Origin of the sequence: Rhodococcus sp. H-CA8f, from assembly GCF_002501585.1 — a bacterium.
Lineage (GTDB): Bacteria > Actinomycetota > Actinomycetes > Mycobacteriales > Mycobacteriaceae > Rhodococcus_F > Rhodococcus_F erythropolis.
In genome coordinates this window covers 3670350-3690764 of record NZ_CP023720.1, presented here as the reverse complement: position 1 = coordinate 3690764, position 20415 = coordinate 3670350, and the positions used below count along the sequence as shown (strand labels likewise).

The following is a 20415-nucleotide window of genomic DNA, read 5'->3' as shown; positions in this document are numbered from 1 at the left end:
TGGCAGTGGGGTAGCACCCCAAAACAATGGGACAATGGTGTAACTATGGCTGCCTCTCTTCCCCTCGTTTTCACTGCACCCAAGCGCGGAATGCCTCCACGGCACCTCGCCGATCTCGATTCCGCCGAGCGCAAAGAAGCGGTGAAAGAGCTCGGCCTTCCGGCTTTCCGGGCCGATCAGCTCGCGCGTCAGTACTACGCGCGGCTCGAAGCCGATCCGGAGAAGATGACCGATCTCCCCGCATCGGTGCGCGAGAAGGTGGGGGAGTCGCTGTTCCCGACCTTGTTGACCCCGATCAAGCACCTCGCGTGCGATTCGGGCGACACTCGCAAGACCCTGTGGAAGGCGCATGACGGAACGCTGCTCGAAAGCGTCCTGATGCGCTATCCCGATCGGGCGACGCTCTGTATCTCGAGTCAGGCAGGTTGCGGAATGGCCTGCCCGTTCTGTGCGACAGGTCAGGGCGGCCTCGACCGCAACCTTTCGACCGCCGAGATCGTCGATCAGGTTCGCGAGGCAGCGGCCGCAATGCGCGACGGTGATGTTGCCGGCGGACCCGGACGCCTCTCGAACGTCGTGTTCATGGGTATGGGCGAGCCTTTGGCGAACTACAAGCGCGTGGTGGCAGCGGTACGACGCATCACTTCGCCCGCACCCGACGGGCTCGGCCTGTCTCAGCGGTCCGTGACGGTCTCGACCGTCGGCCTCGCTCCCGCTATCCGCAAGCTCGCTGACGAAGGCCTGAGCGTCACGCTGGCGGTATCGCTGCACACACCGGACGACGAACTGCGCGACACACTTGTGCCGGTCAACAATCGCTGGTCAGTGTCGGAGGTACTTCAGGCTGCCCGGTACTACGCAGACAAGACCGGTCGGCGTGTGTCCATCGAGTACGCGATGATCAAGAACGTCAACGATCAGCCGTGGCGCGCGGACATGCTGGGCAAGAAGCTGAAGAAAGCGCTCGGCGGGTTGGTGCACGTCAACCTGATTCCGCTCAACCCGACTCCGGGTAGCGAGTGGGACGCGAGCCCCAAGGACGTCGAGCGTGAGTTCGTGCGTCGGGTCATCGCCCAGGGCGTCTCGTGCACCGTGCGCGATACGCGCGGTCAGGAAATCGCCGCAGCCTGTGGCCAGCTGGCAGCCGAGAACTGAAACCCTCCAGGCCTGAAAAACACATAAAGAGAAGGCCTCCACGAACTTTCGTTCGTGGAGGCCTTCTCTTTGTCAGGTCTCTAGCGCGGGCGGCGACGGATGACGATGTCGCGGACCAGAACGAAGATCATCAATCCGGCGGTGCCGATGAGCCACAGATCCTCGACCTTGCCGTGATGGTTTCCGATCATCATCAGAAGCAGGAATATTGCGAAGAACCATCCGAGGAAACGGAAAAACTTGAGTCCTTCACCACTCCACCCCCATGCGGCAGAGGGGACCTCGGCCTCATCGACGTGCGAGACCACGACGGGGGCGCTGGACTTGACGTCCAACTGGGTATCGGCCACGGTCGATCCTCCTGCTCATTCGGTTGCACTACTGCCCAATATGGTGACATACGACTGCCTGTCGTACGTAGTTGGGCGTCGATAAGGTTGTTCTCAGGTGTTATCAGGAACAATGGGCGAGTGCAGGAAACCACACGTACCCGCGTCCTCCTCCTCGGCAGTACCGGTTCGATCGGTACCCAAGCGCTGGAGGTCATCGCAGCCAACCCCGATCGTTTCGAAGTAGTCGGTCTCGCAGCGGGCGGCAACAACGTCGAGTTGTTGGGCGAACAGATTCGTGCAACCGGCGTCACGGACGTCGCCGTCGCCGATCCTGCAGCGGCATCGGCGCTGCAGTCGGTAACCGCCCGTTCGGGACCGAGCGCCGTGACGGAACTGGTTCGGGACAGCGGTGCCGATGTTGTCCTCAATGCACTCGTCGGTTCGTTGGGACTCGAACCGACTCTGGCGGCGCTGAACTCGGGAGCGCGCCTTGCGCTGGCGAACAAGGAATCGCTTGTCGCCGGCGGAGCGCTGGTGACCAAAGCCGCCGCACCCGGTCAGATCGTGCCGGTCGACTCGGAGCATTCGGCGCTTGCCCAGTGTCTACGTGGTGGAACAGGCGACGAAGTGACTCGGTTGGTTCTCACCGCTTCGGGTGGACCGTTCCGTGGCTGGAGCGCCGAGGATCTCGAAAGTGTGAATCCAGCTCAGGCAAAAGCGCACCCCACCTGGTCGATGGGGCCCATGAACACCCTCAATTCGGCAACTCTGGTCAACAAGGGCCTCGAGCTGATCGAGACGAACCTGCTGTTCGGGATCGACTACGACCGCATCGACGTCACCGTGCACCCGCAGTCGATCGTGCATTCCATGGTCACCTTCTTCGACGGGTCGACGCTGGCGCAGGCAAGCCCGCCGGACATGAAGCTCCCGATCGCTCTCGCTCTAGGCTGGCCGGACCGCATCGAAGGTGCTGCGTCGGCATGCGACTTCACCACCGCCTCCACCTGGGAATTCGAGCCGCTCGATTCGTCGGTGTTCCCCGCCGTCGATCTGGCGCGAAGCGCGGGCAAATCCGGCGGTTGCTTCACCGCGATCTACAACGCGGCCAACGAAGTGGCGGCTCAGGCATTCCTCGACGGTGTCATTTCCTTCCCGGCGATCGTCCGCACGGTGGCCGCTGTTCTCGACGATGCAGGTCAATGGTCCGCGGAACCGGTTACCGTGGACGACGTTCTGGCCGCAGACGGCTGGGCACGCACACGAGCGCGTCAGCTCGTGAAGCAGGAGGGCTAGAGCTTTCATGGTTTTTGCACTGGGCGTAGTGCTGTTTGCCCTCGGCATCGGCGTGTCCATCGCCCTGCACGAAGCCGGCCACATGTGGACGGCCAAGGCTTTGGGAATGAAGGTTCGCCGCTACTACATCGGCTTCGGACCGAAGATCTTCTCGTTCCGTCGAGGTGAGACCGAGTACGGCCTCAAGGCGCTGCCGCTCGGTGGATTCTGCGACATCGCCGGTATGACGGCTCTCGACGAGATGACACCCGAAGAAGAGCCGCACGCGATGTACAAGAAGGCGGCGTGGAAGCGCGTCGTCGTCATGTCCGGCGGTATCGCGATGAACTTCATTCTCGGCTTTGCGCTGCTCTACGGGCTGGCTCTCGGCTGGGGCCTGCCGGATCGCAGCGGCGATACGTTGGCAAAGGTGGGAAGCCTGTCGTGCGTCGCACCGACGCAGACAGAAGACGGAACTCTGGCGACGTGCTCCGGTGACGGTCCGGCGCAACGGGCTGGGTTGGAGCCGTCGGATGTCATCACAGCCGTTGATGGGCAACCGGTGTCGACATCGGCCGATGTGGTGGCCAAATTGCAGCCGGTCACCGGGACTGCAGTGCTCAGCGTCGAACGCGACGGGCAGGATCTAACGATTCCAGTCGTCGTAGAACAGGCACAGCGGTGGGTGACGGATCCGGCAACAGGTGATTTGCGTTCGGCGACAGTGGGCGCGGTCGGAATGAGCCTGGGTACCGTGTCTCCACCCCTGCTCCAGTTCAACGCTTTCAGCGCAGTTCCGGGCACCCTGAGTTTCACCGGCTTCACTCTGGTCGAATCGGTCAAGGCCATGGCTGATCTGCCGGCAAAGGTCGGTGCGTTGTGGGAATCGGTGACAGGCGGCGAACGCGCCCAGGACACACCTATCAGCGTGGTTGGTGCCAGCGTTATCGGCGGTGAAGCGGCGGACCGTGCACAGTGGGCGACGTTCGTCGGACTGCTCGCGTCGATCAACTTCTTCCTCGGTGTTTTCAACATCCTGCCGCTGTTGCCGCTAGACGGCGGTCACATCGCGGTGGTCTTCTACGAGAAGATCCGCGATTGGTTCCGCGCTCGCCGCGGCTTGATTCCGGGCGGTCCCGTCGACTACACGAGACTCCTTCCGATTACTTACGTATTCATCGTGATCGGTGGCGCGTTCATGTTGCTGACACTCACGGCTGACATCGTCAATCCGATCAAGATCTTCTGACCGTGTGAGCATGGCGACGGTTGCCGCGCGGTAGTGCGGCGATCGCCCGGCTAAACTTGCAGTGAAGCTATGAAAGAAGGCACAGACGTGACCATCCCTATCGGACTGGGAATGCCCTCGGCACCCGCAGCGATTCTTGCCCCTCGACGCAAGACACGGCAGCTGCAGGTCGGCACGGTAGGTGTGGGCAGCGATTTCCCCATCTCGGTGCAGTCCATGTGCACCACGAAGACGCACGACGTCAATGCAACGCTCCAGCAGATCGCGGAACTGACCGCGTCCGGTTGCGACATCGTCCGTGTCGCCTGCCCGCGTCAGGAAGACGCGGACGCGTTGTCGATCATTGCGAAGAAGAGCCAGATTCCGGTTATCGCCGACATCCACTTCCAGCCGCGCTACATCTTCGCGGCAATCGATGCGGGATGCGCTGCGGTGCGCGTCAATCCGGGCAACATCAAGGAATTCGACGGCCGTGTCAAAGAGGTGGCCAAGGCTGCCGGTGATGCAGGCATTCCGATTCGTATCGGTGTCAACGCGGGATCGCTCGATCCTCGGTTGATGGAGAAGTACGGCAAGGCGACGCCCGAAGCGTTGGTCGAGTCCGCGCTGTGGGAGGCCGGGTTGTTCGAAGAGCACGGCTTCGGTGACATCAAGATCTCCGTCAAGCACAACGATCCGGTGATCATGGTCGAGGCTTACCGACAACTCGCCGCGAAGTGCGATTACCCGTTGCACCTCGGCGTCACGGAGGCAGGGCCGGCGTTTCAGGGCACGATCAAGTCCGCGGTCGCCTTCGGTGCGCTGCTCGCGGAGGGTATCGGCGACACCATCCGGGTTTCGCTCTCGGCTCCGCCGGCCGAGGAAATCAAGGTGGGTAACCAGATTCTGCAGTCTCTGAACCTGCGTCCCCGCAAGCTCGAGATCGTCTCTTGCCCCTCGTGTGGCCGTGCACAGGTCGATGTCTACACACTTGCCGACGAGGTCTCTGCCGGCCTCGAAGGCATGGAGATCCCGCTGCGCGTGGCAGTCATGGGTTGCGTCGTGAACGGACCGGGTGAAGCACGTGAGGCTGACCTCGGTGTGGCGTCCGGCAACGGCAAGGGCCAGATCTTCGTCAAGGGCAAGGTCATCAAGACGGTGCCCGAGGCGCAGATCGTCGAGACTTTGATCGAAGAAGCGATGAAAATCGCCGAAAGCATGGAGGGTGACGCTTCGGAGGGTGCGCCGGTCGTCACCGTGAGTTGAGTGATTGCCGGATGAATCTTCCCCGTCGGTGTCAGGTTCGTGGCAATCTGAGTGCATCATGATCGGGTAGTGATATTCGTGGACGCGCAGTCGAGTCGAGGGGGTTGACGGATGCTCAAACTCCTCGGAGCCAAGCAGGTCGGAAGTCGAGATCTCGAAGACGTCCGACGGGTACTCGACGCCGATCCGGTGGCCGCCTGCATGATTGCCGCGCGCGTCGAAGAATGCGGTGTCGACCCACGAATGATTCACGGCGAGCTGTGGAGTCGAGGCGGGCCGTTGTCCTCGCTGTGCTTTGCCGGGGCAAATCTGGTTCCACTTCGAGGCGATCCGGATGACATTCGGGCATTCGCTGACCGCGCCTGTCGGATTCCGCGCATGTGCTCGTCGGTGGTCGGCCGCGCCGAATTGGCGTTGCCGCTGTGGGAGATGCTCGAGCTCGATTGGGGAACTGCGCGGGAGGTTCGCCCCGAACAGCCGTTGCTCGCGGTATCCGAGCCGCTGGCATGCCCGTCGGATCCACTGGTCCGGCAGGTTCGCTCGGACGAACTCGAGATCTATCTGCCTGCCGCGATTGCGATGTTCATCGAAGAGGTTGGCGTCGATCCGCGTGCAAACGACGGTGGGCGCGGATATCGACATCGTGTGGCAAGCCTGATCGCCGCTGGTCGAGCGTGGGCGCATATCGAGGACGGCCAGGTCGTCTTCAAGGCGGAGGTCGGTTCGATGTCTGCTCGCTGTGGCCAGATTCAGGGCGTGTGGGTCAACCCGGAATTTCGTGGGCAGGGCTTCGGCGTGACCGGTACAGCGGCTGTAGCGGAGTCGATCATGGCGACCGGTCGCATTGCGAGCCTGTACGTCAACAGCTTCAATACGATTGCGCGGTCGACCTATTCGCGGGTGGGGTTCCGGCAGGTCGCGACCTTCTCGACGGTGCTGCTCGACTGAGCGTCCAAGCTGCGTGCAATGGTCGCGCCTACGCTGGGTGGAGCATTTGTCGCCCTACTATGGGGCTCGATGAACACTCGGCATTTCTCTCGTAGTCGCTCGGCCCAACTGTTGGCCTCCTGCACCGTGATCTTTTTGGCGGTGGGGATCAGTTCGTGTACTCCGAAACCCGCCGGCCCCGAGCCCGTCGCGCAGCAGTTCCTGAGTGCGTTCGGTGACAGGGACATCGACGAGGCAGCAAAAATGACGGACCGGCCTGATTCCGCGGGTCCTGTATTGAGTGACACCTGGGATGCGCTTCAAGCGGAGTCGATGACTGCCGAGACCACGTCGGTGAAGATGAACGGTGACACTGCGACGGTCGGCTACACCTACGAGTGGCACCTGCCGAAAGACCGCGTCTGGACGTACGACGGCGAGCTGCAGATGGGACGCAAGGACGGCGACTGGTCCGTCCGTTGGAGTTCGACGGACGTTCATCCGCGCCTCGGTGACAAGCAGACGATGTCGTTGCGGGCAACCGCGGCGCCGCGAGCGCGGGTCAACGAGCATTCGGGGACCGACGTCCTGGTGCCGGGAATCGTCTACCGAGTGAAGTTCGATCGCTCCAAGAGCAACGACATCATCGGTTCCGCGAACAGTCTCGCAAGTGTTCTCGGGCGGTTCGATGCGTCGCTGACCGGTCAGTCGATCGCCGAATCCTCGACGGCCGTCAAGGGTGACTATCTGGTGACGCGGCTGCGCAGTGATGACTACGACCAAGTTTCGGCGCAGTTGGGTGCGATATCGGGAGTATCGGTATCGGACGAATCGGATCTCGTGTCGACCGACCCGGAGTTCGCGCCTGACCTTCTCGGGCAGATCAAGAAGACGATCATCGACGAGGTCGACGGCAAAGCCGGCTGGAGTGTCGTCACGATCAACCAGAACGGCGTCGACACCGACGTGTTGACCGAGACTGCGCCACAACCGGTTCCGTCGTTCAGTATCAGTCTGGACCGCAACATCCAGATCGCTGCTCAGCGCGCGGTGAACGTGAACAAGGATCAGGCGATGATGGTGGTGATCGAACCGTCGAGTGGCGCGATCCTGGCCGTCGCGCAGAACAAGGCAGCTGACCGCGACGGGCCGGTCGCGACGATGGGTCAGTACCCGCCTGGTTCGACCTTCAAGATCATCACGGCAGGTGCGGCAATTTCGACCGGTCAGGCGACCCCCGACACGATGGTGCCATGCCCGGGCCGAATCGAGATCGGCGAGCGCAGCGTCCCCAACTACAACGAGTTCGCACTCGGCACGGTGCCGATGGCAACGGCCTTCGCGCGTTCGTGCAACACGTCCTTCGCCAAGTTGGCCAGCGAGATGCAGGCAGACACGTTGACCACTGCCGCAGCGCAGTTCGGCATCGGCCAGGACTACAACGTGGTGGGATTGCCGATCGATTCCGGTTCGGTGCCGCCGGCGTCGGACCTGGTCCAGCGGACCGAAGACGGGTTCGGTCAGGGCAAGGTCGTGGTCAGTCCGTTCGGAATGGCGATGGCAGCTGCGACGGTCGCGAACGGTTCGACTCCGGTGCCGCAACTGATTTCGGGGCGCGAAACCACCATCGACGGTGAGCGCCCGGCGATCACGCCGGCCATGGTCGACGGTCTGCGCGGCATGATGCGACTCGTGGTCACGAGCGGTACTGCAGAACGCGTCGAAGATCAGGGTGAGGTGTACGGCAAGACCGGTGAAGCCGAGGTCGACGGGGGATCGCATGCGTGGTTCGTCGGCTATCGCGGCAACCTGGCCTTCGCCACTCTGGTTGTGCGGGGCGGAAGTTCGGACAACGCCGTCGCAGTCACCCGCGACATGCTCACCGCCCTGCCGGAAGGCTACTGACCCGTCAGGGGAGCAGTCCCAACCTGCGGGCGGTCACCACGGCTTCGTGGCGTGAGCTCGCGTCCAGCTTTCCCATCGCGCTTCGCAGATAGCTCTTGACTGTTTCAGGTCGAAGGGAAAGCCTTTGGCCGGCTTCGATGTTGGTGCAGCCGAGTGCGACTTGCGAGAGAACGTCCACTTCACGCGGGGTGAGCGCGACGTCGGATTCGGCGTCGGCGGTAGGCCGCAGCAGGTTGGCCAAACGCTGGGAAAGTCCGCGGAGCTTGGTCTGCAAGTCGGTGTCGGTCACGGTCTGGGCGACACTGCGTAGTTCGGCGTGGACTCCGCGGATCTCTTCCGAAGACATACCGTCGGCGGTGGTCGCGGCGGCGGCCTGAAGTAGTTGCAGGCGACGATCGACCTCGTCGCGGATGGCGAACTCCATCCCGAGACGCCGGGATGCGCTGACCATGACGTCTGCTGTGCGATCGCCGAGAGGCGCGGAATCACGGATCGCGGCGTAGAGGACAGCGCGCGATTTGCCGGACACGATGACCGGAACGGCGATGATCGAATGCAGGCCCTCGCTGAGAACAGGCCGGTCGAAGTGATGAGTGATGGACTGCGAATTGCCGTAATCGTTGACGGTGATCGGTGAACCCTGGGCGACGACGCGTCCGCCCATGCCCGAGCGCGGCGGGATGGCCAAGCCCTTGAGATTGTTGGTGCGGGTGCCGACGAATTCGCTCAGGTGCAGGGTTCCGTCCTGGACCTCGCCTCCGAACAGCACGGGAACAACGCCCTGAGCTGCGATCGTTCGGAGTTCACCTCGCATAGCGTCCCCGTCGCGGGGACGCAGAAGTGACGAAGCATGTCGATTCACGCAGGTACCCCTTTCTGGGGGTAGTGAAGTTCTCTTGTGAGCTAGATCATAGGGGGTGAACAGTACGTATGACGAGCCGCCAACGTAACCGGTCGGGCCAACCATACGACGATCGATAAGGAGCAAGTTGATGAGCACCGATCCCACCGCACGGGTGCGCGAGCTGCTGGACCAGTACGACACCCCGCATGCCAGCGCCGCAGAATTGCTCTGCGATCGGCATCCCGCGGATGGCGTTGCATTCACCGTCGTCGAGGCAGACCTTAGCTCGGTGGACCTCACATACGGTCATCTACGTGAGCAGTCCGCGCGTTTCGCGGCAGCTCTGGCGGACCTCGGAGTCGAGCCGGGTGACAACGTCGCGACCTTGATGGGCAAGTCTGCGGACCTCGTGGTCGCGCTCCTCGGAATCTGGCGCCGCGGCGCGGTCCACGTGCCCTTGTTCACGGCGTTCGCTTCGCCGGCCATCGCTTTCCGCTTGACGGCCAGTGGCGCGAAGGTGGTCGTTTCCGACGCCAATCAGCTCGACAAGCTCGCGCCGGGCGAGGACATCCCCGCCGACGCAGCGTGGCAGGTCATCGTCGCGGGCGGCGCGGCCGGTGACGAGTTGGACTTCGATGCACTTGTCGCAGCTCAGGATGCAGAAGACCCGAAGGGCGCTGCTCAGGCAGTCGGCGGCAACGCACCGATGGTGCAGTTGTTCACCAGTGGCACCACGGGGACACCCAAGGGCGTGCCGGTTCCGGTGCGCGCGCTCGCGTCGTTCCACGCCTACCAGGAGTTCGGCCTCGACGTCCGTCAGGACGACGTGTTCTGGAACGCCGCAGACCCGGGCTGGGCGTACGGGCTGTACTACGCGTTGCTCGGTCCGCTTGCCGCGGGAACGCGAAGCATTCTGCTGCACGCCGGATTCTCCGCGCCGCTTACGTGGCAGATCATCGAGAAGTTCGGTGTCACCAATTTTGCCGCTGCTCCGACCGTGTACCGCAGTCTGCGTGCCGACAAGGCACCCGTTCCGGAAGGCATCTCGCTTCGCCGCGCGTCCTCGGCCGGTGAGCCCTTGACTCCGGATGTTGTTGCGTGGTCGAAGAACTCGTTGGGCGTCGAGGTTCGTGATCACTACGGCCAGACCGAGCACGGCATGTTCATCGTCAACGCCTGGGCCGACGGACTCCGCGAGGACGTCCGTCCAGGATCCATGGGTCGTCCGTTGCCGGGCTGGTCTGCCGCTGTGCTGGAGGACAATTCGGATGACATCGCACCGGCTCGCACTCAGGGACGCGTGGCGATCGATACTCACAACAGCCCGTTGATGTGGTTCACCGGATACGTCGATGCGCCGGAGAAGACGAAGCAGCGATTCAGCGAAGACGGTCGCTGGTACATCACCGGTGACGCCGGAATGACGGACGAGGACGGATTCTTCTTCTTCTCCTCGCGCGACGACGACGTCATCATCATGGCGGGCTACCGCATCGGTCCCTTCGACGTCGAGAGCGTGCTGGTCATGCACGAGCACGTCATCGAGGCGGCAGTGGTGGGCATGCCCGACGAGTTGCGCGGTGAGGTCCTCGAAGCGTTCGTCGTACTTCGCGAAGGTGTCGACGGTGACGACGAACTCGAGAAGGAACTGCAAACCCTGGTGAAGAAGAAGTTTGCAGCGCACGCGTACCCACGCACAGTGCACTTTGTTCCGAACCTTCCCAAGACCCCGAGCGGCAAGGTTCAGCGGTACATCTTGAGGAAGGGCTAAACCCCTTGCTGTGCGCCTTTATTAACCCCCGGCGGTTAATAAAGGCGCACAGCAAGGTCAGCGCCGACGGATTCTGCCGACCACCATGAGGGCGATCAGGGTAACTGCAAGCAGCAGTGTCGTATTTGCTGCGGCAAGAAATACCTGGCCGCGGTCGGTGAGTCCGAAGATGCTGACCGGCAAGGTCTTCCATGTCGCCGGGTAGACCATGACCGTTGCGCCCAGCTCACCCATCGACAGTGCGATGGAAAGCCCGGCGGCCGCACCCAACGCCGGGAGCAGCAGCGGTAGCGTCACCCGCGTCAGCACCCGCACTGGGCCGGCGCCGAGTGATTCGGCAGCTTGACGGTAGGCGGGATCGAGCCGTTCGAGCGCGGCCGATACGGAACTGAAGGCAAAGGCAAGCACCAAAACCGTGTGAGCGAGAATCACGATCCATTTGGTGCCGCCGAGCAGTAGTGGGCGCTCGTTGAAAGTGATGAGCAGACCCAGGCCGATCGCGACCGACGGAACCGCAATCGGTAAATGGAATACGGCATCGGTGATGCGCCGCAGCCACATCGGTGCCTCACGAGAGGCCAGCGCGGCCCACGTTCCGACGATCAATGCCAATGCCCCCGCGATGAATGCAGTCTGCAAACTGACGATCAGGCTGGCGAAGTTCTCGTCGGACAGCGCCGTGGAGAAGTTCTTGCCGCCGAGATTCGACGGAAGTGGACCGGTCCACGATCCGGCCAAGGCAGCCGCGACGACGGTGGCGATGGGCGCGACAAAAACCACCGCGACGACGAGGGTGAAGAATCCGATTACGAGAGCCCTAGAGCTTCGTGTCCACAGCAGCACGGCTGCCTCCCATCAATCCGTTGAAGGTGAATCGGTAGAGGCAGTACAGGCCGAGTGAGAGTGCGACCTGGACCGTCGCGATCACTGCCGCGCCGGGCAAGTCGAAGGTGACGATGCCGCGGGTGTAGATGAGGACCGGAAGCGTTACGACGTCTTTTGCTCCGGTGAAGAGCACGATGCCGAATTCATTCAGTGTCATCAGAAGTACGAGCGATCCACCGGCCAGGAGGGCTGGCCACGCTTCCGGCATCACCACCTGCCGCAGAACTCGGACGGGTGACGCGCCGAGACTGGCTGCAACGTCGAGCTGTTCACGCGGAATCTGGGTGAACGCGGCCAACAGTGGACGCACGACAAAGGGTGTGAAGAAGGTGATTTCGGCCGCGATGACTCCGAACGGAGTGTTCAGGAAGTTCAGCGGGCCGCTCGCGTCGCCGGTGATGCGGATGATCAAGGCGTTGACGGCGCCGGCCGTGCCGTACAGAAACGTGAACGCCAGCGTGATCAGGAATGACGGCAGGGCGAGCACCGTGTCGATCAATCGCCCCACCACCTTGGATCCGGCGAATGGAACGAAGGCAAGCACCAAGGCGAGGAAGGTTCCCAGGATCAGGCACCCCAGGGTCGACGCAACGGAGATCTGGATGGTCCGCCAGAGTGCGGTCCTGAACAGTTCCGAACCGAGCACGGAGGACCACGTGGACAACCCGGTGCCGCTTCCGGTGCTCAGCGATTCCGTGAGGACACGCGCAGTGGGATAGACAGCAAACACGAGGACAAGAAGCAGTGGCGGTAGCGCCCACCCGATCCGGCGCCACGGGATGGGGTCTTTGTGCTGGGGCACAGCGGTTTCAGGGCGTTCCAAGGTTGTGGTCATGGGTGGCGATCCGCCGGCACCAGGACACTGCCGTCCGTGGGCAAGACGACGCCCACTTCGGTGTCGACCGGTCGTTCGTCGTGCCCTGGAACATCCACGTCGACGCGGACGTCGTCGAGGCCACGGACAGCCAGCGTCAGTCGCGTCGTGGAACCGCGCCAGACGCTCGAGACGATGCGCGCCGGGAATGATCCTCGTGCGCCGACGCCGGTTACGCCTACCGCGTGTGGACGAACACACAGGTAGGCGTCCATGTCGGACTCCCATTCGATGTGCCCGATCTCGGGCTGCGGGGCGTGAGCGGTGAACGGCGTGCCACCGATCGAGACCAGTGCGGAGGTGCCGATGACGCGTGTGACGGTGCAGGGCAGCAGGTTGGCACCCCCGAGGAAGGCCGCGGTGAAGCTGGACGGCGGGCGTTTCCACAAGGCCTCGGCGGTGTCGATGTCCGCGAGTCTGGCGTTGCGCATCACTGCGATTCGGTCTGCGAGCGCCAGGGCTTCACTCTGATCGTGCGTCACATAGAGCATGGCTGTGTCAGGTAGTGCGGCGCGCAGTCTCGCCAGTTCGCCGAGCATGCTCTCGCGAAGTTGCGCATCCAGGGCGGCCAGTGGTTCGTCGAGGAGGAGTACTCCAGGGCGAATTGCCAAGGCTCGGGCGATTGCGATTCGCTGCTGTTGACCGCCGGAAAGCTCACGGGGAAGGCGCTTTCCGTACGCCGACATCCCGACCATGTCGAGGGCTTCGGCTACGCGAGGGCCGATCTCCGACCGCGGCACGCGATGGGCTCGGAGTCCGAAGGCTACGTTCTCGGAAACTCGCATGTGCGGGAAGAGTGCGTACGACTGAACGACGACGCCGATACCGCGTTGTGCGGGAGGCAGATTGGTGACGTCTCGGGTGCCGAGCTTGACGGAACCGGACGTGGGGCGGACAAATCCCGCGAGGGCCTTCAGAGCGGTCGACTTGCCGGATCCACTGGGCCCCAGCAGTGCCACAGTTTCACCCGGTGCCACTCGCAGATTGAAATCGACGAGTGCATGGGTTGCGGTCTTCCCGCGGCCGTAGGCGACGTTGACGCGATCGAAGGTGATGGCCGGAGCGGAATGTTCGATCGCTCCGTGAACACCGACGGTCTCGGGGAGCGTCCGCCCCAGTCTGGTTCTTGCCATGATCAGCTCCCGGTGGCTTTCTGGTAAGCGGCGATGTCGGCGTCGAGCGAGCTGAGGACGTCGTTCCAGTTCGGGGTCCACACGTTGACGCCCTGCAGAACTCCCGACGGCGTGTTCTTGTCGGTCGATTCACCGGCACTGCTTCGGACGTCCTCGCGGACCGATACGCCGAGTGCATCGGTGGCGACGGTCTTCTGGGATTCTTCGGAGAGCAGGAACTCCATCAACTTCTTGGCTTGTTCGCTGCTCGGTGCGCTCTTGGCGAGGCCCATCACGTAGGGCAGTGCAATGGTGGTGCGAGCGCCGTCGGCTCCCGCGGGGAAGAAGATGTCGAACTTCGAGCCGTCGTCGGCGATGGAGGCGAGGTTCATCTGGACGTCACCGTTGGCGACCAGGAGTTCTCCGTTGCTGACCTTGGGCTGGAGCTTTCCGGTGGAGGACGAGGGACCGACGTTGTTGGCCTGGAGCTTTCCGAGGTAGTCGAGTGCGCCTTCCTTGCCCATCAGATGCTGGAGCAGCAACAACACCGCGGTACCGTCGCCGGCCTGGCCGGGCGTGGAGTACTGCAACTTGCCCTTGAACTGATCAGTGAGCAGGTCGTCCCAAGATTGTGGGGCGGGTGACGCAGTCGGATTGGCGATGAACGAGAGGTAATTCTCGACGACGGGTACGTATTTGCCGGCGTCGTCCTTCTCGTCCGCGGGAACGGCGGAGGTGTCGATTCCGCTGGGCTCGAGCAGACCTTGGGCGTCGGCCTTCTGGATGAACGGCGGCAGCGTGATGATCACGTCCGCCTGTGGGTTGGACTGTTCTTTCTCGACCCGCGAGACGACCTCGCCGGATCCGGCTTCCACGAGGTTGACGGCGATACCGGTCTGCGCGGTGAAGGCGTCGAATCTTCCCTTGTACCAACCGGACAGACCGTCGGCGCTGTAGACGGTGACGGTTTCGGTGTCTGATCCGGCAGCAGTGCCGGTGCCACCGCAGGCGGTGGTGAACGAAAGGACGGACACGGCGAGAGCGGCCGCAGCGATGCTCGGGCGTAGACGCATGACGATTCCTTTTTCGGAGGTGAGATCAGGAGTGGGTGAGGAGTTCGGCGAACTCCGTCACCGACGGGACGATGTGGGTGGCTCCGGCGTCGCGAAGCTGTTGCTCGTCGTGTGCGCCGGTCAGAGTTCCGGCGACGATGGATGCGCCGGAACGAATGCCGCTGAGCACGTCGTTGGACGTGTCGCCGAGTACGGCGATCTGGTGGACGTCGTCGATCGAAAGTTTGAGCAGGGCAGTCAGAATCAGGTCCGGGTACGGTCGACCGCGACCGGCCTCGGCGGGGGAGAGGGTGAGATCGGCGAGGGTTTCCCAGCCGAGCGCGACGAGAAGTTTGTCCTGTGTCGATCGGCTGAATCCGGTGGTCAAGGCAACTTTGATGCCGGCCTCGCGCAGTGTGGTGATCGCCTTCTCCGCGCCAGGGATCGGCTCGGCCAGGCCCTGGTCGATGAGGGAATCGTAAGTGGTTTCGAATGCGGCGTTCGCGGCCTGGGCACGGTCTTCGTCACCGAAGATCGCCCGGAACACGACGATCTTCGACTGGCCCATGGTGTCGAGGACGTACTGGCGAGCGGCGTCGGCTTCCGGGCCTTCGGCAGGCAGTCCGCCGGCTTCGGCAGAGGCGGCGAACGCGCGAAGAACCAGTCCGTCGTCGGCGACGGTGGTGCCGGCCATGTCGAGAACGGCAAGGGTGATGGGAGACATGAGAAGTCTTTCTTGTCGGAAGGATTCAGAGACCGAGCTGGTCGGCGGTTTGTTCCGCCAGTGCCGGGCCGAGCGTCATGCCGCGGCCACCGGGACCGGCAACCACCCAGACGTTGTCGGCGGCTTGTGCGCGGTGAACAAGTTGTGAGGGGTCGAGGCACTGGCTGTAGACGCCCGCCCATCGCTTGACGATGGGCGGAAGATCGCGTCCCAGAAGTGTTTCCACGACTCCGGACAGATGGCGATAGGGCGCCTCGTCGACGTCGAAGTCGAAGGGCTCCTCGTATTCGTGGGTGTCACCGATGGTCAGACCGCCGTGCAAGCGCTGCACGCACAGGAGTTGCATGCGGTGCTCCTCGGCAGTCGGTTCCTGTGGCTGCACCGTGCGAAGGTGATCGAGGGCAGATCCGGCGAAACCGGGGTAGTAGCGGAAGCTGTCACCGTCAGCGATTGCGGTGGTGAGCTTTTCGCCGAGTGGGGCGGTCTGCATCATCTGCAGGCGCACACGTCGCAACGGGAGATCGCCGGCGAGATCGCGGGCCAATCCGCCGAGTGTTGCTCCGGGGCAGACGATCACGAGATCGGCGTCGAAGTTGCGACCGTGATCGTCGCGGATGTGTACGCCGGGGGTGTTCGTCGTGAGCTCGCGGGCTTCCGTTCCGGCGTGGAAGGTGTAACGGCCGGTGGATTCGAGGTAAGAACGGATGGCGGGGAGCGCTTGCCGTGACTCGACAGCGGCGTCCAGGGTGCAGTGCAGTCCGCCGAGAAACTTGCCCCGGAGCGCGGGGTTGACGACGCGAACGGCGTCGGGATCGAGAAGTGCGAACCCTCGGTTATCGGCGTCCGGCCGAGCGAATGCTTCCTGCGCGACCGCGACCTCCTCCTCGGTGCGCATGAGGGTGATGGAGCCGGCCGGGCGGTATCCGACGCCGGGGACACGGGCGGCAAGGTCCGCCCACAGCTCGCGCGAACGCAGCGCGGCTTCGAGTTCGTGCGGAGCACGCCCGGATACCCAGACCAATCCGAAGTTCCGTACCGTTGCACCGCGGGCTTCGGGCTCGCGTTCGAGATGGATGACGTCGTGTCCCCGGCGGATTGCCTCGTCGGCGTGCGCCGTTCCGAGGATTCCTCCGCCCACAATCAAAATTCGCATGTAGAGATAGTGACGTTTGGTCTAGACCAATAGGGGGAATCGAGACGAACTCCAGGTTAACAATTGGTATAGACCGAATTCTTGTACGCTTGCGCCATGAATCAGCAGACGTCCACCGGGCCGGGGACCTCGAGCGTCGTGATCGAACCGGAGCTGAAGTACTACCGGGTGCGCACCGAGATCGAGACCATTCTCAGTGGGCTCGAGGAGGGCGACGCAGTCCCGTCCGAGCGGGAATTGGCGGCACGGTTCACTGTCGCTCGCGAGACGGTCCGTCAAGCGCTTCGTGATCTCCTTGTCGAAGGACGGATCGAGCGGCGGGGGCGGGGCACTGTCGTCGCGAGTCCGAAGTTGGTTCAGCCGCTCTCGATTCGTTCTTATACCGAAGGCGCACTGAGTGCTGGGCGAGTGCCCAGTCGTAAGGTTGTGACGTTCGAACGAATGTCGGCCGACGACGGTCTCGCCACGGAGTTGGGTATCGAGGTGGGCGACAGCGTCGTTCATCTCGAGCGTGTCCTCTTTGCCGACGGTGAGAAGATCGGACTCGAATCAACCTTCCTGCCGGACAGCAGGTTCGGTGAAATGCTCGACGCTTTCGATGCCACGACGTCGCTGTACGCGGCCATCCGTTCCATCGGCGTGGTCTTCGCCTCCGCAACCGAACGGATCGAGACGGTGCTCGCGTCACCGCGTGAGGCAACGCTCGTCGAGTCCACGACCTCGATGCCGATGCTTCTGCTGCACCGCACGTCTGTCGATCCGGAGGGTGTGCCGATCGAGCGCGTTCGTTCGCTCTACCGTGGTGACCGTATTGCCTTCTTGACGACTCTTCGCGAGTAGGAGGGGCGTCGAGGGGGTCTGCTGTTACCGGGAACGATAGGCACTCCCAGGCCCGTGGAATCTGTTCTGTACTGGACTCCATCAAACGGGAGGACAGTGAACATGGGTGACAAGAAGGTCTGGTTCGTAACCGGCGCAGGCCGGGGCATGGGAGTCGACATTGCGCAGGCGGCTCTTGCCGGCGGGCACGCGGTGGTGGCAACGGGGCGTGATGCGGACCGTGTTTCTGCAGCAATCGGTGAGCATGACGACCTGTTGGTGATTGCCTTGGACATCACCGACGAACAAGCCGCATATGCTGCGGTGGACACGGCAGTTGCACGATTCGGTGGAATCGATGTGCTGGTGAACAACGCCGGAAACTTCTACGCCGGGTTCTTCGAGGTTGTCAGTCCGGCGCAACTTCGCGCTCAGATGGAGACCAACTTTTTCGGGCCGATCAATGTGACACGGGCGGTGTTGCCGGTGATGCGTAGGCAACGGAGTGGACATATCGTGACTGTCAGTTCGCTTGCGGGCCTGGTTGGTCAGGAGTTTTGCGCAGCCTACGCCGCGTCGAAATTTGCGCTGGAGGGCTGGATGGAATCATTGCGATTCGACGTCGAACCGTACGGAATCGGGACGACGATCGTGGAGCCGGGATTCTTCCGGACCGAACTGCTTGTCGAGGGTGCGTCGTCGATCTGGCCTGAATTGTCGATAGACGATTACGACGCCCGGACTGGCAAGACCGTCGAAGCGTGGAAGAGCATGAACGGTGCCCAGGGTGGGGATCCGGTGAAACTTGCCGCGGCACTTGTGGCACTTGTCGATTCGCCGCTACCCCCGCGTCGGTGGGTCGCCGGCGCCGATGCACTGTCCGTGGTCGAGCAGAAAGCCCACCAACTGCTCGATGAAGTCGAAGCCCACCGTGGTTTGTCTTCGTCGCTTGCCCTCGAGGCATGACGACCTGATCCGAATTCGTCAGGTCACGGTTGTGAGTTGAACATGTCCAGGAGCCCCTGGGGTGCGTTCTCGCCGAAGCACATGTCCAGACCGTCAGCCGACTGTTGTGCCGATGCGGCGCTGCGTGGGAAGAGTCGTTCTTCGTAGGCAGCAAGTCCTTCCTCCGTGCCGCTATGTGACGCGATCGCCTCGCCGAGTTCGGCGCCGTCGAGCATTGCCAGGTTCGCGCCCTCTCCGGCAAACGGCGACATGACATGCGCTGCGTCCCCGAGCAGAGTGACCCCGGGAGTACGGCTCCAACTGTGCCCGATGGGAAGAGCATGGATGGGGCGAGGGGTCAGCGAGCTGTCCGCTTCGACGATCAGTGACCGCAGCGACTCGTCCCAGTCCGAGAAGTGTTCCAGCAGAATCTTCTTCGCAATATGATCGTCGGAGAAGTCGACACTCGCTGACCAGTTCTCGGGAACTCGCAGGGCGGCATAGATGTGCAGACTGTTGTCGGTCTCACGGTGGGCAAGGAAGCCCTTGTCGGCACTGAGCGCGAACATCATTCCGCCGCCGACTGTTTCAGCGGCCTTCGCGTGCTGGTTGTCGGCGTCGTGAAGGTCGAACTCCACGAAAGATACTCCGGTATAGGCAGGAGTGGCGTTTGAAACCAGTGGGCGAATTTTCGACCACGCGCCGTCGGCGCCGACCAGGAGATCGGTGGTGAAGTGGGTGCCATCCACGAGGTGGACTTCATGCCGACCGTCCGGCAACGGATGGGCACTGCGGACCTTTGCTCCCCAGCGGATTGTTTCTTTCGGAATTGAGCTGAGCAGTAGGTCACGCAGCTGGCCGCGGTCGATTTCCGGGCGGTCGCCGTCTCCGGTGTCCTGCTCGCTCAGGTGCACGACGGCATTTCGATCGAGGACGCGTGTCTCTTCGCCGCCTTGATGAACGAGTGCGCGGAACTCGTCGTAGAGGCCTGCGGCACGAAGCGCGATCTGGCCCGAGTCTTCGTGGATGTCGAGCATCCCGCCTTGGGTCCGAGCTGTTGGTCCGGATTCGAAATCGAATACCGCCGAATCGATTCCGCGGAGATGGAGGACTCGGGCGAGGGTGAGGCCGCCGAGGCCGGCGCCGATGATTGCGATGGGGTAGTGGTTCATGGTGGGTTCCTAAGAAGTGAGTGGGGTGTTCTCGATGCCCGTGATGAGCGTGCGGAATCCCCAGGAGAGGCGCGCGGTGGGTTCACCGGCAAGTAGAGCTGTTGCATGGCCTGCGACGAGTGGGTGCGTCTGCGGGTTTGCGTTCCGGATTGCGTCGGTCAACGCGCTCCATTGGGCATCCGAGTCGGCGGAATTGTTCGGCGCCGAGTGTTCGGCAGCAGTGGACGTCGCGTACTGCAGCAGCAAGTCCACGCCCCACGCGGCTTGACCCGAAGGGACTTCGCCTTCGTCTAGCAATGCCAGCAGGCGCTCGAGCAGGCGTACGTAGTGAACTCCGCTGGGCCGGGAAACGAGAGCCGACTGGGCAAGGCCGGGATGATCGAACAGTATGGCCGTGTAGGACGTCAGCACCCGTTCGAGGCGCGCTTGCCAAGTGCCGGAGGAATTTTCGGCGAGGTCCACGACTCCGAGCAGTTCGTCCAGAACGGCGGCGTGCAATTCGGCGGTATTTTGAACGTACACGTACAGCGACGCCGGCCCGGTGTCGAGTTCGAGGGCGAGTCGACGCATGGTCAACTTCTGCAACCCCTCCGACCGCAAGATTTCCACCGCGGTACTGACGATGCCCTCGCGTGTCAGAGCGGGTTTGGCCGGACGATTGCGTCGGCTCGATGGACTTGCTGGCTGGTTGGGCATGCTTTCACCGTACACGAACATGTTCGTAACGAACATGTTCGTTGAGTCACGTGAAGATGTCACGAATCACATGCTGATGTTAATGGGCTACATGCCCGTACCGCCGGAGAGCATTGCGATCGTCAGCAGGATGCCGCCGACTATGCCCACGAGCGGGCTGTCGCTGTTGAGTAGCCAGTCGTTCAACGATCCCATGAGCGCCTCTTTCGGGTTTCGATCTGCCGACGGTCGAGCTTATCGACAGATCGAACCCGATATGGCACTTTTGTCTGAATTGTCG

Annotated in this window: 19 protein-coding genes; 9 read left to right on the top strand and 10 right to left on the bottom strand. The window is 62.8% G+C overall.

Going from position 1 to position 20415, the window contains the following annotated elements:
* Positions 1–45: 45 nt before the first annotated feature.
* Entirely contained in the window at positions 46–1155 is a 1110-nt protein-coding gene (gene rlmN, locus CPI83_RS17140) for a 23S rRNA (adenine(2503)-C(2))-methyltransferase RlmN (protein WP_019747992.1), read from the top strand.
* 80 nt (positions 1156–1235) lie between these two features.
* On the opposite strand, the gene CPI83_RS17135 is transcribed toward rlmN, so the two are convergent.
* Positions 1236–1505, bottom strand: coding sequence for a DUF2631 domain-containing protein (locus CPI83_RS17135; protein WP_019747993.1), 270 nt, complete (start codon positions 1503–1505; stop codon positions 1236–1238).
* A gap of 120 nt (positions 1506–1625) precedes the next feature.
* Between CPI83_RS17135 and dxr the strand changes: the two genes are divergently transcribed.
* The 5 genes from dxr (at position 1626) to CPI83_RS17110 (ending at position 8088) form a co-directional block, all read left to right on the top strand.
* Positions 1626–2783: a 1-deoxy-D-xylulose-5-phosphate reductoisomerase gene (gene dxr, locus CPI83_RS17130; RefSeq protein ID WP_097387485.1), complete on the top strand. Its 1158-nt coding sequence runs from the start codon at positions 1626–1628 to the stop codon at positions 2781–2783.
* Between the two features lie 7 nt (positions 2784–2790).
* Positions 2791–4011 (top strand): site-2 protease family protein, encoded by a 1221-nt coding sequence (locus CPI83_RS17125; protein WP_019747995.1) that lies wholly within the window; start codon positions 2791–2793, stop codon positions 4009–4011.
* Between the two features lie 87 nt (positions 4012–4098).
* Positions 4099–5256: a flavodoxin-dependent (E)-4-hydroxy-3-methylbut-2-enyl-diphosphate synthase gene (ispG, locus tag CPI83_RS17120; protein ID WP_007734888.1), complete on the top strand. Its 1158-nt coding sequence runs from the start codon at positions 4099–4101 to the stop codon at positions 5254–5256.
* A 111-nt stretch (positions 5257–5367) separates the two neighbouring features.
* On the top strand, positions 5368–6204 hold the full coding sequence (locus CPI83_RS17115; protein WP_003942692.1) for a GNAT family N-acetyltransferase: 837 nt from the start codon (positions 5368–5370) through the stop codon (positions 6202–6204).
* Positions 6205–6273: 69 nt separating this feature from the next.
* Positions 6274–8088: a penicillin-binding transpeptidase domain-containing protein gene (locus tag CPI83_RS17110; protein ID WP_179154732.1), complete on the top strand. Its 1815-nt coding sequence runs from the start codon at positions 6274–6276 to the stop codon at positions 8086–8088.
* A 4-nt stretch (positions 8089–8092) separates the two neighbouring features.
* Here CPI83_RS17110 and CPI83_RS17105 read toward each other — a convergent pair whose 3' ends face one another.
* Positions 8093–8902 (bottom strand): LuxR C-terminal-related transcriptional regulator, encoded by an 810-nt coding sequence (locus CPI83_RS17105; protein WP_021343935.1) that lies wholly within the window; start codon positions 8900–8902, stop codon positions 8093–8095.
* A 178-nt stretch (positions 8903–9080) separates the two neighbouring features.
* Here CPI83_RS17105 and CPI83_RS17100 point away from each other — a divergent pair, with 178 nt between their 5' ends.
* Positions 9081–10703, top strand: a complete 1623-nt coding sequence (locus CPI83_RS17100; RefSeq protein WP_019747998.1) for an AMP-binding protein — start codon at positions 9081–9083, stop codon at positions 10701–10703.
* 57 nt (positions 10704–10760) lie between these two features.
* Here CPI83_RS17100 and CPI83_RS17095 read toward each other — a convergent pair whose 3' ends face one another.
* The 6 genes from CPI83_RS17095 to CPI83_RS17070 are packed head-to-tail and all read right to left on the bottom strand — an operon-like array spanning position 10761 to position 16503.
* Complete coding sequence (locus tag CPI83_RS17095; protein WP_042951639.1) at positions 10761–11546, bottom strand: ABC transporter permease subunit; 786 nt, start codon at positions 11544–11546, stop codon at positions 10761–10763.
* The gene (locus CPI83_RS17090; protein ID WP_097387484.1) at positions 11521–12423 is read right to left on the bottom strand and encodes a 2-aminoethylphosphonate ABC transporter permease subunit; all 903 of its coding nucleotides are present in this window, start codon (positions 12421–12423) and stop codon (positions 11521–11523) included. The genes CPI83_RS17095 and CPI83_RS17090 overlap by 26 nt, the downstream gene beginning before the upstream one ends.
* Positions 12420–13595 carry an ABC transporter ATP-binding protein gene (locus CPI83_RS17085; RefSeq protein ID WP_019748001.1) on the bottom strand — a complete coding sequence of 392 codons (1176 nt, stop codon included), beginning with the start codon at positions 13593–13595 and terminating at the stop codon, positions 12420–12422. Before CPI83_RS17085 ends, CPI83_RS17090 begins: the two co-directional genes overlap by 4 nt.
* A 2-nt stretch (positions 13596–13597) precedes the next feature.
* Positions 13598–14647: a 2-aminoethylphosphonate ABC transporter substrate-binding protein gene (locus CPI83_RS17080; protein WP_019748002.1), complete on the bottom strand. Its 1050-nt coding sequence runs from the start codon at positions 14645–14647 to the stop codon at positions 13598–13600.
* 25 nt (positions 14648–14672) lie between these two features.
* On the bottom strand, positions 14673–15350 hold the full coding sequence (locus CPI83_RS17075) for a phosphonatase-like hydrolase (RefSeq protein WP_097387483.1): 678 nt from the start codon (positions 15348–15350) through the stop codon (positions 14673–14675).
* Positions 15351–15375: 25 nt separating this feature from the next.
* Positions 15376–16503 carry a TIGR03364 family FAD-dependent oxidoreductase gene (locus CPI83_RS17070; protein WP_060939585.1) on the bottom strand — a complete coding sequence of 376 codons (1128 nt, stop codon included), beginning with the start codon at positions 16501–16503 and terminating at the stop codon, positions 15376–15378.
* A gap of 96 nt (positions 16504–16599) precedes the next feature.
* Here CPI83_RS17070 and CPI83_RS17065 point away from each other — a divergent pair, with 96 nt between their 5' ends.
* Both CPI83_RS17065 and CPI83_RS17060 read left to right on the top strand, forming a co-directional pair.
* Positions 16600–17343, top strand: coding sequence for a GntR family transcriptional regulator (locus CPI83_RS17065; protein ID WP_051720809.1), 744 nt, complete (start codon positions 16600–16602; stop codon positions 17341–17343).
* Positions 17344–17445: 102 nt separating this feature from the next.
* Positions 17446–18288: an SDR family NAD(P)-dependent oxidoreductase gene (locus CPI83_RS17060; RefSeq protein ID WP_097387482.1), complete on the top strand. Its 843-nt coding sequence runs from the start codon at positions 17446–17448 to the stop codon at positions 18286–18288.
* A 23-nt stretch (positions 18289–18311) separates the two neighbouring features.
* On the opposite strand, the gene CPI83_RS17055 is transcribed toward CPI83_RS17060, so the two are convergent.
* The gene (locus CPI83_RS17055; protein ID WP_046378404.1) at positions 18312–19439 is read right to left on the bottom strand and encodes an NAD(P)/FAD-dependent oxidoreductase; all 1128 of its coding nucleotides are present in this window, start codon (positions 19437–19439) and stop codon (positions 18312–18314) included.
* 9 nt (positions 19440–19448) lie between these two features.
* Positions 19449–20135 (bottom strand): TetR/AcrR family transcriptional regulator C-terminal domain-containing protein, encoded by a 687-nt coding sequence (locus tag CPI83_RS17050; RefSeq protein WP_020969360.1) that lies wholly within the window; start codon positions 20133–20135, stop codon positions 19449–19451.
* Positions 20136–20415 lie beyond the last annotated feature (280 nt).